This is a genomic window from Christensenella minuta (assembly GCF_003628755.1).
Classification (GTDB): domain Bacteria; phylum Bacillota; class Clostridia; order Christensenellales; family Christensenellaceae; genus Christensenella; species Christensenella minuta.
Map to the genome: position 1 here is coordinate 1,939,510 of NZ_CP029256.1, position 16,690 is coordinate 1,956,199.

The window sequence follows — 16,690 nt, forward strand, 5'->3', positions numbered from 1 at the left end:
AAATGGCAGCATATTACTTGGAAAATGGGAAAATACAGGAGGCATGCGCTGGATATGCCTCCCGCGAAGACGCGGAAATATATCATCTTAGTGCCAACGGAGAAATTACAACAAAAGAGATTGTACCGGATCTGAAACCTGGCGAAGGTCTGCTGATGTGTACTGAAGGTTTTTATGTGGAGTCGCTGGAAGTACAAGTAGACTTCCTGAAAGCTGCGGATGCGGAGCATTGGCTTAAATATATGGCCCTGCGCCATATCGAACGAGCGAGATATATTGATGACAGGCTTTGGGTGTTGGCAGAAATGATGGAGGAAAAAATATGAATCTGGAAAAAGTATGTTACGGCTGTTTCCGGGAAAAAGAGCCGGGAGTCTGCCCATACTGCGGATATGACGATACAGAGGAACAACCGTTTTTAGCGCTGCCGCCGGGGACAATTTTAAACGGACGGTATATGGCGGGAAAGGTGCTGGGAGTAGGCGGTTTCGGGATTACTTATCTTGGGTACGACCTGACGCTGGAAATTAAGGTAGCAATCAAAGAATATATGCCGTCAGGGATGGCGACGAGGTATAAAGACGGATATACGGTTACACTCACCGGGCGCGTGGAAAAGGAATATGCGGCAGGAATGGAACGCTTTTTGGATGAAGCACGTATTCTGGCCAAACTTCAAAATTTGCCTAACATCGTATCGGTACAAAATTATTTCAAGGAAAATAATACTGCGTATTTCGTAATGGAATATATCGAGGGAATGAGCCTTAAAGAATATGTTGCAGAGCATGGAGGCAGTATTTCCTATACTGAGGCGCTTGCAATCCTGCTCCCTGTCATGGAGGCCCTGTGCGAAGTTCACTCCCTGAATCTGATGCACCGGGATATTAGCCCGGATAATATCTACATTACAGCATCAGGAGAAAGCAGATTGCTTGATTTCGGCGCGGCACGGTTTTCCATGGGTGACAACAAAAGCGTATCTGTTATCTTAAAACATGGATATGCGCCGGAGGAGCAATATTCCAGCCACGGAAATCAGGGGCCGTGGACGGATATCTACGCGATGGGAGCTACGCTTTACCGATGTGTAACTGGAATAGTGCCGCCGGACTCAATCGAGCGCATTCACAACGATACGATCAAAAAGCCCTCCGAGTTGGGCATCAGCTTGCCTACATCAATGGAAAATGCAATATTGAAGGCACTCTCCGTCAAAGCAGAGGATAGGTATGCTAATATGCGTGCGTTTATTGATGCGCTGTCCGGTAAAAAAGCGGTATCGGTAACGGAACGCGTAACGGCAGGCGTAACGCAACGTGCCTCGACGATAGCTCCTGCGGACGGTAGAAGCGACTTTTGGGATTTTATGAAAACAAATCCGTTGATACGTTGGATGATTGTAGGAGCTGCCGCGGCTATTTTAGTATTTGCGGTGATTTTCCCTGCGGCGGGAGTATACAATGGGAAGAACACGCCTATAACCTCTAACGGTGGAACGAATGCCCCTGCCGCTACACAGGAATTGGTCGTGCCAAGCACAGAGGGCAGCGCCCCGGTGACAACACCGGAAACGGACGCTCCGGCTATGGAGATGACAACCCATGATATTACTGGTTATGGCGCTGAAATCTCCGTCCCGGCTGACTGGACGGAAGATCCGGAAAGCTGGGCTTTCACGAGCCCGGATTCGCGTATGGCTCTTGGCGTTGAGCTATACTTCTATCAGCCCTATATGGCTTGTTATTCCATAAACGACGTCGAGAACAATGTAGAAACGATCGCAGCGTGGGCATCAGAGGAAATGGGGACAACAGGATATGAAATCAAAACGGCGGGGCCGCAACAAATAGGAGACGTGCCTGCCTACCAGATCGACCTCCGCGCAACAAAGCAAACAGGCGGAGAGATTGACGTGGTACTCCTTTTTGCTGAAACGCAAAATGGTTTTGGATTATATGATATCATGGGAGCTTGTACGGCAGATGATGAAGAAGCGTACGCAGCGCTTCGCGGATATATGGATACTTTCATGATTACAGGCCCTGTCGATACGACGTTCAGGTTGTATTCAAACCAAGAGCTGGGCTTCAAATTTCTGTATAGCGCAGATTATATACAGGAAGAACCGGCTATTGTTAATGTGAAATTCGATGGGCCGGTTATATCGTGCGTCGCTCTATATCCTTTTGCAGGAGATGAAACACAATTTGTAGAGGTGGAAAATGTTTCTACAATTGCGGCGACTGCACAAGAAGCGAGTAATTTCTTTTATAACACCCACATAAACTTGGGAGCGGCGTTGAACGAGCCATATATAGATACATGGGGCGGCGTTGAATGGACAATGTGGGAAGGAACATTACAATCTTCTTCCGTTGCATTCGGTGCAGCAGAGATCAATGGGCAGATATATGTCGTTGCCAGCAGGGTTCAGGAATCAAATGTAGAGACAGCAAATAGTGTCAGACGTGATGCAATGTCTTCCCTGCGTCCGGTTTGACCGGACGCAAGGGACGGAAAGGAGCTATGATATGGCAGTGGTCATCAAACAAACGGTAAATTGCCCGCGGCGTATGGCGGTTTATGCGATTTTTGATACATTAGATAAACTAAATGGTATTTATGATCAGGAACTTGTGGGAGATATCAAAGCGCAAATAAACGTATTTGATAACTTGAGTGAGTTTGCTTTTGCGGTGACGGAACAGGGGGATGCCTCTATCATACATATTTCCATACTCTACCCTGCGCCGGAATTGACGGAGGAAGGACAGCGACGCACCCTCGTCTTCTTGCGGGATAGTATTATTCAGCATATTGAGAATGAACTCAACACCACAGCCAGAGAATAAAAATCATAAGGCAGATGTGGTTGTCCGCTGTTTCGGATAAACAAACATGGAGGAAACGAAAATGAACGGAAAAGATAAGTGCAGGATTTTAAAGGAAATACGGCAAAAAATAGCAGATGAGAACGAAATCGAATATGTAACGAGGGATTGTAAATTTCAGGGTGAATGTAGAGGCACATGTCCGCGTTGTGAAGCGGAAGTACGATATTTGGAAGAACAACTTGAACGGCGTAAAAAGTTGGGAAAACGTGTCGCCATAGCCGCACTGGCGACAGGACTGGTATTGGGCAGTATCGGCTGTACCGAAAGTGACTCTCGGTTTCAAAGAGGCTGCGCGCCCGTAGAAAGTTATGATGATGAAGAATGGACGTCGCTTGAGGGAGAAGTTCCTGCGGACAGCTTGATAAATGAACAAAACGAATAAAAAAACGGTTTTTCCAACGATTGCTTTGGAGCGTCATCGGATGACAACAGATGGTATTGGTGTTACGACGCTTGTTGCGGCCTACGGCTGTCTACTCCGATGTCAGTATTGTCTGAATCCGCATTCGCGGCAGCAAGAAACGAATCAATGCGAATATACGCCGGAAAAACTGTTGAATGAGGTGAAGCAGGATAATCTGTATTTTTTGGCAACAGGCGGCGGTATTACGTTTGGGGGTGGAGAACCGTTGCTTTACCCGGAGTTTATCAAGATGTTCCGCACACTCATGCCTGCCGGATGGAAACTAAATATAGAGACTTCCCTTTATGCCCCGGCAGAAGCTGTTATTACCGCGGCGCAGGTAGCGGATAGTATGATTATAGACATAAAGGACATGGACAATAGAATCTACGAACGCTATACCGGGCAGAATGCCGAAGTAATGAAGAGGAATCTTGCCATACTTCGGAATACGATGGATATGGGAAGCGTCCGTATCCGTGTCCCCCTGATTCCTAAATATAATACGGAACACGATCAAAAAAATAGCGCATATATACTTCAAAAGATGGGGTTCTCCAACTTAGAATTTTTCCGGTATGTCATAAAGCAACCGGGAAGGCTAAATGCAGAATAAATGAACATACCGAATCAATGCAGAATCAAATGATTCAAAGATTACTTTACGTAGGTTTCCGTTTTATCTGTGATGAAGTCTGGGCTTTATACAGCTCGGACAACGGCAGGCTGAGTATTGGTATTGAGCCGGTGGTGTTGGGGAAGTATTTGCTGGTGGGATACTTGCATGGCATAGAGTCGAAGCGGCGCATCGAGCAGGAGATACAGGTAAATATGGCCTATCGTTGACTTCTGGGGCTGGATTCAGATGAGCGGGTGCCGGATCATTCAACGATTTCATAAAACAGATGCAGCCCGCTTAATGGAACAAATCTGTTTTGTCGCCTGCTTGAGCATATCTTGCGGCAATGCATAGAAAAAGGATTGGTTGATGGAAAGATCACTCTGCCCCACTCCGCCCATGCAAAAGCGGATGCGTCATTTAAAGTGAATGTCAAAGTATTGGTGGAACGTAAAACCATCGATTACATAAAACGGTTGGATCGATACGAAGAAGCGGAGAATATCAGAAATGTCGGAAGTTATCAAGCCCCAGCGCGTACCGCACGGGAAATGGAAACCAGCATTGGTGAAGAAAACAATCAATACAATATGACCGACCCGGACGCGGGAATGCTGAGACATCCGGGGAAACCTTTGGGGATACATTACCTGCGTCACCAAAGTGTGGACGCGGCACATGGGATCGTGGTGGACGTGGCGGTGACGGCAGGAAATGTAAACGATTTGGAACCGTACCTTGAGCGTGTGGAATATATGTGTAACCACATCGGATTAAATATTCAGGACACGGGAGCTGACACGAGTTATGGAACTAGCCTGATCTATCACGAAATGAAGCGCATGGGAATCAGGCTGCACACACCCAAATCAACAGACGGTGAGACATACAAGGCAGAGCTAAAACGTGAACATTTTCGATACGATGATGAAGAGAATGATTACTTTGTTTGCCCATAAGCCGGATATTGAAATTGAAGAGTCTGGAGCGAGAGTGCTACAATATCTGCAAGGTCTATCGGGCGATCCGCAAAGATTGTTGAGATTGCGTGATACTGGAGCAATGCGTAAGCAGTAGCCAACATAGCCGGAGCATCCGGGTAAATATCTTTGAAGAAGCGGTGAGTCAGTAACGGAAGACAGACGACACGCCTGCCCATAAACGAGTTTTAGATTTAAGACAGATATGGTGCGAGGGAAATTTTGTGGTGCAGGAGTTGATACACAGGTTAAAGTGCCTGACAAGGCGAGGTAAGGAAGCGGCAGAAGACCATTGCCTCCTATCCGCTACTGCCTTGAACATCAAACGCATGATAAGGTATCTGGGATAACTCCTATGTCATTATTTTTTGCTTTGATTTTCTAAGTATCATCACTTCGCCTGAGAAAAAAGAAATAGAGAAAAAGGCCAATGGCTATGATAAAGATGTGGGATTTCTACCTGCGGTACACAGAAGAATGTGTGGAAGTACCGGACAGGATCGTGGAGGCGATGTATGGGCACAAGCGTCAGGAGGAATCCGGCGAACGGTATATCTGCCGTTATCGCGCAAAAAAGTGTATCAAGCTTTAGGGGAGGTCTAAAAGAATGTATTTGCGCTAATGATGTTTGATAAGTATACAAATTCAAGCTGTGAATCGGGAGAAAGCTAAAGCATGGTCAAAAGAAAAAATACAAAAAAGAGAAAAAATCAGCCTCATTAAGGGGTAAATAGTCCAGAAAACAACAAGACGTTTACCAATATTACAAATAGAAGATTGAACGCAAGTAAAATATTTGTCATATTGAAGCTCTTGAAATTTACGTTTAGACATTGTATTATAAAGAAGTAAAAATTGTTTTTAGAAGCGGATTATATTCCGCTTTTTTGTAAAAAGAATTCTGTGCGGCAAGAGGCATCAGCAGGTACCATTATAATTCATTCACGCTACAAAATTTGCTGTAAAAATAGATAACAAGTATAGATTATTAGAAAAAAGCATTGCAAAGCTAAGTGGTTTCTTTCATATGGGGGCTAATTAGTTGGTAAAAAAGAAACCAACTTTGCACAGGTAGACGGTTTTTTATTTGTGAGGTAAAGGAGGCCTCATGGGAAAGAAAATTCGGCGCTTTTTGTGGAGTAGCTTGGTAGGCATATTAATCTTATGTATTGCTATATTTACTTGGATAACTTTCTATATGGTCAATGAAAATGACAGGACGATTAGTGATATAGGGAAAATTTATATGTCCGAAATGGGCAAGCAAATCTCGTTGCATTTTTCCACTGTAATTGATCTGTACCAGTCCAAGCTGAAAGGCGTTGTATGGAGCAATATGCGCAATGATATAGGCGCGGCGAAACTGCGAGAGAATTTGGCTGCCAGTGCCCAAAGCCTTGGATTCAGTTATCTTGGCCTTTATGCTGATGACGGCAGCTACGAAGCTATTTATGGGAACCCATACAGATAGACGAAGAAAGTGCCTTTATGGATGCGCTAAGCGCAGACGTGCAAAAGGTAACAGAAGGCACGAACCAGTCAGGCGATGATCTTCTTTTACTGGGAACGGCTGTTTCTTTTCCCATGGAAAATGGTGAAAATAGCACTGCGCTTGTTGCAGGTATACCCATACAGACTCTTATAGATATACTCTCGCTCGATATCGGTGAAACCCGTGTTTATTCTCATATCATCCGCAATGACGGGACATATGTAATAAAAAATGCCGATGCAACAGAAGAAGATTCCGATTCGTATTTCGCCCGTGTGCTCAATTACGGTCATTTCGGCAATGGTACCCCTGAGGAAGAAGTACAGAAGATCTCAGAAGCGATAGAAGCGGGGGAGAAATATTCCATGGTTGCAGAGATCAAAGATGAAATCCGCAATACACATTTTACCCCGCTGGGATATTCCGACTGGTATTTGGTATCAGTTCTTCCTTATGAATTGCTGCATGAACCTATATCTCATCTGCTTGATCAACGTATTTTTACTGCCATCAGTGGCTGTGTCATCATTTTATCGGTAATGCTTTTAATATATTATAAGTTTTTCCGAATGTCCCAGCGACAGATAAAGCTTTTACAAGAGACACGGCAGGAAGCGGAGCGTGCAAATAGAGCCAAAAGTACATTTTTTTCAAGTATGAGCCATGATATGCGAACGCCGATGAACGCCATTATGGGAATGACAGCTATAGCTTCGACACATCTTGACAACCGGATACAATTGCAGGACTGCTTGAAAAAATTGCCCTGTCTAGCAAGCATCTGCTGGGGTTGATCAATGATGTGTTAGATATGTCGAAGATTGAGAGCGGCAAGATGATGCTGAATGTGGATATACTTTCTCTGCGTGAAGTGATGGATAATATTACAAATATAGTGCAGTCCCAGATCAAGGCAAAGAAACAGATATTCGATATTTTTATTAAAAACATACAGACTGAACATGTATACTGCGACGGCACGCGACTGACCCAGGTGCTTTTAAACATACTTTCCAATGCAATCAAGTTTACGCCGGAGAGAGGAACTATTCATGTAGCATTGACACAAGAGGATTCGCCGTTAGGAGAATTCTATGTGCGCAACCATTTTGGGGTGAGAGACACTGGAATCGGTATGTCGCCTGAATTTCAAAAGAATATTTTCGATTCTTTCGCGCGTGAGGATACCAAGCGCGTACAGAAAGTCGAAGGAACGGGTCTTGGCATGGCGATTACCAAGCATATTGTCGACGCGATGAAAGGAGCGATAGAATTAAAAAGCGAAGTAAATAAAGGCACGGAATTCCACATTATTTTGGATATGGAAAGGAATACGGAAAAAGAAGAAGATATGCTTCTCTCGGCTTGGAATGTGCTGGTGGTAGACGATGACGAGCAGCTTTGCCACAGTGCCGCTTCTTCGTTAAAAAAGATTGGCGTGAAGGTGGATTATGCCTTAGACGGCGAGACTGCCGTTGAAATAGCGGCGACGCACCATAAAGAGAAACAGGGTTGCCAGATTGTATTACTGGACTGGAAAATGCCGGGAATGGATGGGATTGTGACTGCTTACGATTGGAATGAAATCGAGGAAGAAGCGCGCAAGGCTGGAGTCAACGGTTTCCTTTCCAAGCCGCTATTTAAATCTACACTTTTCTACGGGCTCAGGCCTTTTATAAAGACTACCCTGCTGGAATCAAAGCCGCTGGAGAAAAGGATTAATTTCATCGGTATGCTCGGCGACACAACGGCCACGGGCTTTGTGCTTGCGGTTATGATGTCCAACTCAGGCAGCGCGTGGGATAACGCGAAGAAATATATCGAGGGCGGTGCGCACGGCGGAAAAGGCAGTGAAGCGCATAAGGCCGCCGTTGTCGGCGATACGGTAGGCGATCCTTTCAAGGATACGCCCGGCTCGTCCCTTAATATTCTGATTAAGCTGATGTCCATGGTGGCGGTCGTTTTTACGGCGGTTATCGTAAATTACGGTATACTACAATAAATTCGACCTTCAGAGTATTAAATATATTATAAACAATATATTCTTAAAAAAATACATATAAAATATAGCACTTTTGCAATCTTAAACCGCAAAGGTGCTTTTTGTATGTCCTTTTATAGGGCACGAGCACCTCCATTTCTCCATTTTGATCGGGCGTTTTCAAACAAGCGACAAAATGGAGGTTACTATGAAAAAAGTGAATCTAAGGGAGTTTTATCCATCTCTCTATACGAAAGATACTTATGTCTTTCTACCGGATGATGTAGTTACTGCTTTATGGGAAGAAACAAAAAGAGAAAGGGCGGGATATGCAAAAATACGGTATCACCGCGCATACTATTCTCTTGACCGGGAGGATGGGATTGAGCGATTTGCCCTGCACTCCCCTATGCTGCCGGAAGAGATCATGCAGCAAAAGGAACTGCGCGAATTTCTTTATTCTATCATTATGGAATTACCGGAAAAGCAGCTGAAAAGGTTCTACGCCTACTATGTACTGAGAATGAAACTGAAAGATATTGCGCGGATTGAAGGAACCGATGCCGCTGCTGTATTACGGTCTGTTCAAAAGTCAGAAAAAACGATCCGCAAAAAAATAAAAAATTTTTTAGAAGATTGAGACAAAAAACGGTGTGTTTTTCTACTGAATAATAAGGGAGTATTTTTCTTCCGATAAAAACGAAATATCCAATCGTCTGAATACGTTAGCTGCATAGCGAGCAAAAGAACGCACACGCGAGGACTGCCTGCGGGAATATTCCCGTCAATAAGATAACATCAAAGGCACGAGCGGGAATGTCAACGTCCGGAAACTTCCGTGGCTGGGAGTATGCCATGACCTATACAGCCTATCATGATACTTGCGCGTAGTCGAGATCAAGTTCCAGAGCGTGCCCCTGCCGTTGGCAGGGTGGTGAGATTCCAATGTGGCGCTGCCCGCGCCGGTTCAGACGGTTGCCCGTCCGTTATGGGAAGTAGTGTCGAATGATAACGGAATAGAATATGGAAAGTGGGGGCAGATTTTCTGATCTGAATATCAGCACGAATAGTCTGCCCCAACTTCTGAATTTATCAAACCTCTTTGTTGTAATTTGGAAATATGAGTTTTTTTTGCATGGAGATTGTTTCGGACTATAATAAGAGCATCCGCCAAATCTTTGAAAGGAGGTGCCTATTTGTACGAAACAAAGTTGCCATGTGAGACCTGCAAAGAAAAGTCAAGCCGGAAATGAATAAAAAATGAAAGGTAAAAAATGGAACATCAAATAAAACCACCCTGAAATAAGCTGGTAAGCCAAGCAAAAAGAATATGTGGGCTACTGAACCGCCAAACTGCCTAGATGCTCCTTAACCCGTGCGTAGTAGATACGCAGGAACTTGTTGGCTCCTGCCATCATGTAGACGTAATAATGCTTACCCTCGCCGCGTTTTTTGTCAAGATATTGGAATACAGCATCATGAGAGGGCGCGTGTTTGAGCAGGCAGTCCATGACCTGAAAAAGCGTCTTTCTGAGTGAGGAAGAACCTCGTTTGGAAATGCCGGTACTCTGTGCTTCAAAGGCGCCGGACTGGAAAGGCGGTGCGTCGATACCGGCAAAAGCAACCAGCGACTGCTTACGGTTGAAACGTCGCACATCGCCAATTTCAGCCATGAGTTGAGGTCCTAACACATTGCCGACCCCTTGCATAGCCATGACAACAGGAAATTCCGGCAAGCCGGAGGCAAGGGAAAGCATCTGCTGCCGAATCAGAGCCAGCGTTTCCGATAGGGAGTTAAGCTGCGACACAGCTTGAGTAATAAGCTGTTTGGCAAAGGTGCTTCGAGGCAGTGTACTGACTTGTATGCAGGCGAAATCGTAGATGGCAGCGGCCTTAGTGGAAAGAAAGTTGTAACCTGTTCTTTTGCACCATTTTTGATAGCGCTGGGTAAAAACGTTTTTGGAAAGGCTGTTGACGCATTCAAAATGCCAAAATTTACCCACGAAGTCAATCCATTTTTCGTGACCGTCCCCCTTGCGGGGCGGGCTGGAGAACAGCATGTTGACACTCGGAAAGGTTTGGTCAAGCAAAGCGATGAGGCTGTTTTTAAGCATAACACTCTGCTTAACGTACTGGTTGCACTGGCGGGCGCAGGTTTTAAGCATGTGGCGAACGTCTTCTTCCGGCGCATATTGCGGAAGATCAAGCCAATGGCTTAGAGCATAGCTGGCGATTTTAACAGCATCTATCTTGTCCGTTTTGACCCGTCTAAGGGAATTTTGACCGTAGTCATGTACAAGAATAGCATTGACAACGGACACATAGAGGCCGGCTTCGTGCAGATGCCTGGCGACAGGCAGATAGTAATTGCCAGTATGCTCCATAACAATGCGGGTTTCACCGTCCAAACTTTTCAGACGTTCAACCAAACGTCTGAGTTCATGAGCGGTGTGCTGAATTTCAAAAGGTGAAGCAACCACCTCACCGAAGGGACGCAGGATAGCAACCATGCACTTGCCCTTGGAAATGTCGATACCGACAGCGTTCATAAGTATTCCTCCTGATTGATGTATTGTAATCGGTGCCCATCTCTTACCCATTGCCTATTCAATCTACTGAGTGACACGAACGCACGAGTGGTGGCTCTACCTGCAAAACGAACGCTGCAACAAGAGGATGGCTGACTGTCTCACGTACGGGCGTGTAGACCCAAGAAAGGAGTCGTCAGACCAATTACTCCCCTTATTGTAGCTTAGACTATGGGATGGAAAGGCGTATGGCTGGCTGCCATATCCTATCCATAAATTATTGTAGTAGAGAAAGGAGAGTGCATTTATGGAAAATCTTTCCTCTCGCGTCTATACGGTCAAAGAAGTAGCAAAAATGTTAAATATGAAGCCGAGGACCGCTTATGCCTTTTGTGAATCCACAGATAAATTTCAAGTAGAACGTGTAGGGCAAAGAGGGCTTCGTATCAACAAAGCATCATTTGACGCATGGATGCCCAGCGGAACCCAATCGGCTAATACGAAAGAGGTATAGAAAATGGCAATTTCAATAAAACAAAGAGGTAAAAAATATACGTTCACATTCTATTATAAAGACGAAAATGGAATAAACAGGCAACAATATGAAGCATATAGCAACCTGGATAAAGCCGATGAACGAGCAAAGATGATTGAATTTCTGAAATGGAAGAATGATGATAAAACGCTGCTACAGTTAGTAAATGAGTATAATGCGAATAAAGCAGGAACAAAAACAAAGCATTATTCTAAAAATGATAATATGTGCAAAACATTCTCAGAGTTTATTTGGGCATGGGCACAGCGGCATGCGCATAAAGTACGAATGAAGCCAAGTTCGTACGCAGGTTTGAAGCGGAATATTAGGAATCACATCGAGCCATATTTCGGAAAAATGATTGTGAGCAAGATTACACCGGAAACAATAGAAGATTTTTTCTTTCAATTAAGCCAAAAGAAATGCAGGGGCGCAAAGAGTTATAAAAAGAGTGAAGATCAAATACCTACTCTTAAAGGAAGTTCGCTAATGAAAGTATTTAATATTATCCGGCCTGCTTTTCGGGATGCGGAAACATGGGGATATACGAAGCGAAATCCAATAAGCAGTGATCAAGCCCCGGCATATAAGTATGCAAAACGAAAATTCTGGAAAAAAGAACAGGTGCAGCATGCTTTGGAAAAAATTAATGATCCCGTTTTGCATTTAGCTGTACATCTTGCATTTATGTGCAATATGCGACCGGGCGAAGTTGTGGGAACGGATGCTGAAGGTATTGATTTGGCAAATAAATACTTCCAAATCAGTCAAGCGCTTCAGCGTGTTGAAACAGAAGCCCTTGAAGAGCTTGCTCAAGATGATATTATCCGTATTTTCCCGAAAAAGAAACCGGACGCAAAGACTGTGATGATCCTAAAAAAGCCAAAGACAGAAAAAAGTGAGCGCAAAGGATTCCTAAACATGAAACTGTGTGAGGAAATCGAGAAACGTTTGCAACAGATCGAGCAAGATAAGCGATATTACGGCAAGGATTATCATGACTATGGCTTGCTCCTTTGTTTCCCAAACGGTGATCCGATTGAACCCCGGACAATGGATAAGCGATTTAAGAAGTGGCAAAAAAGTGATGGGGTGAGTGCGGAAGATGTAATTGATATGCAAGGATTACGAAAATCTGCAACAATGTATAAATTGAGGTTAACAAACTATGATGTGCAGGTTGTCGGAGGCGAAGGCGGACAGACATCGGCTACAACGATTCTTGACCACTATGACGAAGTTCTCGAAGAAGATAGAAGAAAGTTATCTATACAAGTGGAAAATGATTTTTATGGGCGGCTGAAACAAAAACGGGTAACAGAGGACTTTGACTTGCGAAGGTTATTTAAGGAGTTAGTCGAACAGCCGGATTTAGCAAAAAAACTTTACGCTTGTTTACCCGTGTTGCAGAAAGCGACCTGAATTGCACTCAAAATTTATGAGCAAAATTTATGAGCAAATGATTTTTGCTCATAAATAATAGATATTGGCAGAACAAAAATAGTAGAAAAACTGAAGACCTCGATAAAGATGGTAATGGAAAAGCGGTTTCCTACAAACTCGTAAAAAACCGCTCTACCAAAGGATTTCTTTGGAGCTGATGGCGGGACTCGAACCCGCGACCTATACCTTACCAAGGTATTGCGCTACCGCCTGTGCCACATCAGCATTATGAAATTTTTAGGTGAAACGCAAATCCTTACCAAGGATGTGCTCTACCCCTGAGCCACATCAGCATAATAAAACTGTGACTTAAATATTATATGATACTCCGGCAGATTTTTCAATCCCTTTCAACGGAAGAAATTTTCGCTTGCCCCTGGGGGTAAAAACATGTACCAAACTATTAAAAAAGCATAAATACTTTCACATTTTGTTTTTCTTACGCTATAATGAAATTATTCTGAATTAATTTTATGAAACCCTCCCGTTTCATAAGAAATAAAGGGAAAGAAGGATTTTACAATGATTTGTAACAACTGTAAGCAAAGCTACGACGACAATTTGAACGCATGTCCTTATTGCGGCGCAGCCAAGGCGGTTACTGATAACATACCGCCGCAGCAATACGGACAGGTCCCGCCGCAGGCATACCAGGCTAATTCTCCGGCAAAGGGTACGGCGACGGGCAGCCTGGTCTGCGGTATCATCGCCATCGCGATAGGCGTTTTCGTCCCGCTCGCGGGCCTCATTCTCGGCATTATTGCGCTTACCCTGGGGAATAAGGCCAAGTGCATGCTCCCGGCGGACCAAAGAGGTATGGCAACGGCGGGCTTTATCTGCGGTATCATCGGCATCGTAATCGCGGTCATCTTTTGGATCATAAATGCAGTTGTGGCGGCTTCCATGTTGTCTTACTTATACTATTGATCGGAGTGTAAAAATATCATGAGAAATAAACGCGGAATTTTTGCTTTACTCTTACTGTTCATGATATTGCTTGCAGCCGGATGCGCGTCCAGCACCGCTCCGACGGTTGAAATAGGCGGCGAGGTCCTCCCCTCCTTATATTCCGTGGTGGGAGAAAAGAAAATTACCGGCACATCGAAAAGTATCAGCACGGGACTTGCGGAGGTAGAGCTTACCTATCAGGGCGTATCAATCGACGAGCTCAATTCCTATATCGAGTCTCTGATTTCGGACGGTTACCTGGTTACGCAGGAAGCGTCGGCAACAGGAAGCGGCCAGGGCTACCAGATTGGAAAGGAAGCATCCACAGAGGGAAACATCATTCTTATCAGCTTTTACTTTGAAGACGGCGGGTCTACGGTCATCAATTATGCTGTAGGCGCGGGCACCATTACGCCGGAAACCAGAGGCTAACATTTCCCGCTGAAAACAGTCTCCCAAAACCGCACCGAGGCGCTGCCGCGGTGCGGTTTCTATTTCGGCACTGCGATTATTTTTGTTTGGTCCGGCCCTTTTTTCCGTATAATAAAAGAAACAAATCCTTTGGGAAGGAGCCTCCATGATTTTACATTACGAGAAAGAACGCGTTTATGCGAAAGATGAAAACGGAATGCTGCTGGCCGAGATCACATTCCCGGAGACAGCGGACGGATGGGCGGATATAGACCATACCTTTGTCGATCCTTCCCTGCGTGGGCAGGGCTTAGCCGATAAACTCGTACGCGCCGCCCTCCAGCAGATCGCAGAGGCCGGAAAACGGCCCGTCGCCACATGCCCTTATGCGGTCAATTGGTTTGAACAGCATCCGGAGGAATTAAAAGATTTGTTCGGCCCATAAAAAGGCTTTTAAATGGGTGCTTTTGAACAGCGCGGCCATAACCAAACATTTTTTTTGAAAATTTTAAAAAATACTTGCAGGATTTTGAATTCGGGTGTAGAATACATATAATAAGAAGATCATACAAGGAATCAGTAAAAAATGGTTTGAGGAACTGATTTCAGGGTATGATAATAGTAAAGACAGATGGACTTCGGCGGATGGTGGTCCGGAAGAACGTCTGAATCGAAAAAGAAAGGGCGTGATACCAATGTACGATTCCGAATGCGTGACGTTGGGCACGCACGCACAGTCCCAGAAGTAGGCTTTAAGGTCGCACGAAAGGGATCACGGAACAGGATTTTTGAATTGGCAGTTGACGGTTTGAAAATATCCGTGACAGTGGAGCAAGGTTCCCGGAGATGTTGTGAAGAAAGCGGAGGGAAAAACCGGATTCCACGGCAGAGTTGTAAAGAAAGCTCAGTGGAGGCGCCGAAAAAGCAAACGTATCGCGGGCGTTGTAGCCGCAAGGGAGTCTGGAACAATTCCAGACCAAATGTGTGTGGTGCCGAAGGTGTAGCTTGTTCGCAAGAAATGCGGTACCGGAGCAACCGGTTGGTACGTAAATACAAATACTGCGTATCAATGTGGCGGTCGGCAGAAACCGATGGGGGATGCATGACCCGAAGGTATAGGCAGAGCGCAGGCGCACAAAAGTAAAAATAAATGTAAATATGGCAATGGGGTTTCCGAATGGAAACCCCATTTTTTCGTTTTACGATACCGCTTCCCGATTCGCCTCTTCCTCGTTCTTTTCGCGCGAAATCCTGATGTGGAGTTTGCGCTCCAGATCTTTTATTTTCCCGTGCTCACGCGGCGTAATCAGCGTATATGCTTTTCCATCCTTGCCCGCGCGTCCGGTTCGCCCGATACGGTGTACGTAATAATCCGGTTTGTCCGGCACGTCATAATTGATGACCAGATCGATCTTATCGATATCGATTCCCCGCGCCGCGACATCCGTTGCGATCAGCACCCTTGTTTTTCCTTTGCGGAAGGTATTCATGATCGTATCCCGTTCCTTTTGCCGCATATCGCCGTGCAGGCAGGCCGACGCGAGTCCCCTATGGAAAAGCTCTTTTTGCAGCTCTTTCACCTTACGCTTGGTGTTACAAAAGACAAGCGTAAGCCGGGGAGCGCACCGGCCGATCAGCCCGCATACCGCATTTGATTTCCGTTTGGTCTGCATATAGGCCTGCGAGACCGTTTCGACCGGGCGGTTCTGTCCCCCGATCTTAACACGGACCGGGTCTTTCTGGAACTGCCCCGCAATCGCCGTGATTTCCTTGTTCATCGTTGCCGAGAACAGCATGGTCTGGCGCTGCTCCGGCACAGCGGACAAAATTTCTTTCATATCTCCGAGAAATCCGTAATCCAGCATTTCGTCGGCTTCGTCCATCACGACCGTGCGCACATTTTTCAGCTTCAGCACCTTGCGGTTGATAAGGTCTTTCAGACGCCCGGGCGTACCGACAACGATCTGCGCGCCTGTCCGCAGGGCTTTGATCTGGATTCCCGCAGGCTGTCCGCCGTAAACGCTCACAATCCTTACCCCTTTCAGGTGGGCCGAAAGTTCAGCCGCAACCTTAGCGGTCTGCATCGCAAGCTCGCGTGTCGGGCACAGGATCAATGCCTGCACCTTCCTGTTGGGCGGAAAAATATTCTCCAGGATCGGGATCATAAACGCCGCCGTCTTCCCTGTTCCCGTTTGCGCAAGGCCGATCAGATCCTTTTTTTCCAATAGCGCCGGAAGCGTCTGCTCCTGAATCGGCGTCGGTTTTGTGTACCCTATCCGGTAAAGCGTTTTGTTCATTTCTTTTGATAACTGCATCGAAAAACTCAAATAACTACCTCTTTCCCACTCCGGCAAAAAATAAGACTTTGCCTTTCAAAGCAAAGTCTTTTCATCAATCTACTTTGTGTACGTCTGAAGTATAGCACACTTTCTTCCATTTGTAAAATGGAAGAA

General features: G+C 45.4%; 19 protein-coding genes and 1 tRNA gene. 17 read left to right on the forward strand and 3 right to left on the reverse strand.

The features are described from left to right. The first annotated feature begins 2 nt into the window (after window positions 1-2). The 12 genes from B1H56_RS09180 to B1H56_RS09230 all read left to right on the forward strand — a co-directional run bounded on the left by B1H56_RS09180 (window position 3) and on the right by B1H56_RS09230 (window position 9,012). The gene (locus B1H56_RS09180) at window positions 3-326 is read left to right on the forward strand and encodes a hypothetical protein (RefSeq protein ID WP_059109316.1); all 324 of its coding nucleotides are present in this window, start codon (window positions 3-5) and stop codon (window positions 324-326) included. Then, complete coding sequence (locus B1H56_RS09185; protein ID WP_066523558.1) at window positions 323-2,503, forward strand: serine/threonine protein kinase; 2,181 nt, start codon at window positions 323-325, stop codon at window positions 2,501-2,503. The genes B1H56_RS09180 and B1H56_RS09185 overlap by 4 nt, the downstream gene beginning before the upstream one ends. A gap of 31 nt (window positions 2,504-2,534) precedes the next feature. Then, window positions 2,535-2,855 carry a hypothetical protein gene (locus tag B1H56_RS09190; RefSeq protein ID WP_046442380.1) on the forward strand — a complete coding sequence of 107 codons (321 nt, stop codon included), beginning with the start codon at window positions 2,535-2,537 and terminating at the stop codon, window positions 2,853-2,855. A gap of 61 nt (window positions 2,856-2,916) precedes the next feature. Continuing rightward, window positions 2,917-3,279: a hypothetical protein gene (locus B1H56_RS09195; protein WP_066523551.1), complete on the forward strand. Its 363-nt coding sequence runs from the start codon at window positions 2,917-2,919 to the stop codon at window positions 3,277-3,279. A gap of 40 nt (window positions 3,280-3,319) precedes the next feature. Continuing rightward, a complete protein-coding gene (locus tag B1H56_RS09200; RefSeq protein ID WP_197502994.1) occupies window positions 3,320-3,916 on the forward strand; it encodes a radical SAM protein in 597 nt (198 codons plus the stop codon). 29 nt (window positions 3,917-3,945) lie between these two features. After that, window positions 3,946-4,146: a transposase gene (locus tag B1H56_RS09205; protein WP_160295573.1), complete on the forward strand. Its 201-nt coding sequence runs from the start codon at window positions 3,946-3,948 to the stop codon at window positions 4,144-4,146. Window positions 4,147-4,470: 324 nt separating this feature from the next. Next, entirely contained in the window at window positions 4,471-4,878 is a 408-nt protein-coding gene (locus tag B1H56_RS09210) for a hypothetical protein (RefSeq protein ID WP_207667486.1), read from the forward strand. Window positions 4,879-5,329: 451 nt separating this feature from the next. Further along, complete coding sequence (locus B1H56_RS14570) at window positions 5,330-5,491, forward strand: hypothetical protein (protein WP_156468699.1); 162 nt, start codon at window positions 5,330-5,332, stop codon at window positions 5,489-5,491. Window positions 5,492-6,007: 516 nt separating this feature from the next. After that, window positions 6,008-6,370, forward strand: coding sequence for a hypothetical protein (locus B1H56_RS09215; RefSeq protein WP_066523547.1), 363 nt, complete (start codon window positions 6,008-6,010; stop codon window positions 6,368-6,370). Between the two features lie 17 nt (window positions 6,371-6,387). Beyond that, entirely contained in the window at window positions 6,388-7,185 is a 798-nt protein-coding gene (locus tag B1H56_RS09220) for a sensor histidine kinase (RefSeq protein ID WP_066523545.1), read from the forward strand. Window positions 7,186-7,202: 17 nt separating this feature from the next. After that, the gene (locus B1H56_RS09225; RefSeq protein ID WP_147554747.1) at window positions 7,203-8,393 is read left to right on the forward strand and encodes a hybrid sensor histidine kinase/response regulator; all 1,191 of its coding nucleotides are present in this window, start codon (window positions 7,203-7,205) and stop codon (window positions 8,391-8,393) included. Between the two features lie 187 nt (window positions 8,394-8,580). Beyond that, window positions 8,581-9,012, forward strand: a complete 432-nt coding sequence (locus B1H56_RS09230; RefSeq protein ID WP_066523541.1) for a sigma-70 RNA polymerase sigma factor region 4 domain-containing protein — start codon at window positions 8,581-8,583, stop codon at window positions 9,010-9,012. 697 nt (window positions 9,013-9,709) lie between these two features. On the opposite strand, the gene B1H56_RS09235 is transcribed toward B1H56_RS09230, so the two are convergent. Further along, a complete protein-coding gene (locus B1H56_RS09235) occupies window positions 9,710-10,921 on the reverse strand; it encodes an IS110 family RNA-guided transposase (RefSeq protein WP_066523776.1) in 1,212 nt (403 codons plus the stop codon). 286 nt (window positions 10,922-11,207) lie between these two features. On the opposite strand from B1H56_RS09235, the gene B1H56_RS09240 reads away from it, so the two are divergent. Together B1H56_RS09240 and B1H56_RS09245 are read left to right on the forward strand one after the other, a co-directional pair. Beyond that, entirely contained in the window at window positions 11,208-11,414 is a 207-nt protein-coding gene (locus B1H56_RS09240) for a helix-turn-helix domain-containing protein (RefSeq protein WP_066523257.1), read from the forward strand. Window positions 11,415-11,417: 3 nt separating this feature from the next. Beyond that, window positions 11,418-12,857: a site-specific integrase gene (locus B1H56_RS09245; protein WP_066523256.1), complete on the forward strand. Its 1,440-nt coding sequence runs from the start codon at window positions 11,418-11,420 to the stop codon at window positions 12,855-12,857. A 170-nt stretch (window positions 12,858-13,027) separates the two neighbouring features. On the opposite strand, the gene B1H56_RS09250 is transcribed toward B1H56_RS09245, so the two are convergent. Beyond that, window positions 13,028-13,103 (reverse strand) — tRNA-Thr (locus B1H56_RS09250). Between the two features lie 297 nt (window positions 13,104-13,400). Between B1H56_RS09250 and B1H56_RS14740 the strand changes: the two genes are divergently transcribed. From B1H56_RS14740 to B1H56_RS09265, 3 genes are all read left to right on the forward strand, one after another. Next, a complete protein-coding gene (locus tag B1H56_RS14740; protein ID WP_197502988.1) occupies window positions 13,401-13,805 on the forward strand; it encodes a DUF4190 domain-containing protein in 405 nt (134 codons plus the stop codon). Window positions 13,806-13,823: 18 nt separating this feature from the next. After that, the gene (locus B1H56_RS09260; RefSeq protein WP_066523255.1) at window positions 13,824-14,258 is read left to right on the forward strand and encodes a hypothetical protein; all 435 of its coding nucleotides are present in this window, start codon (window positions 13,824-13,826) and stop codon (window positions 14,256-14,258) included. A gap of 145 nt (window positions 14,259-14,403) precedes the next feature. Next, a complete protein-coding gene (locus B1H56_RS09265; protein WP_066523254.1) occupies window positions 14,404-14,682 on the forward strand; it encodes a GNAT family N-acetyltransferase in 279 nt (92 codons plus the stop codon). A 754-nt stretch (window positions 14,683-15,436) separates the two neighbouring features. On the opposite strand, the gene B1H56_RS09270 is transcribed toward B1H56_RS09265, so the two are convergent. After that, window positions 15,437-16,534 carry a DEAD/DEAH box helicase gene (locus B1H56_RS09270; RefSeq protein WP_207667487.1) on the reverse strand — a complete coding sequence of 366 codons (1,098 nt, stop codon included), beginning with the start codon at window positions 16,532-16,534 and terminating at the stop codon, window positions 15,437-15,439. Window positions 16,535-16,690 lie beyond the last annotated feature (156 nt).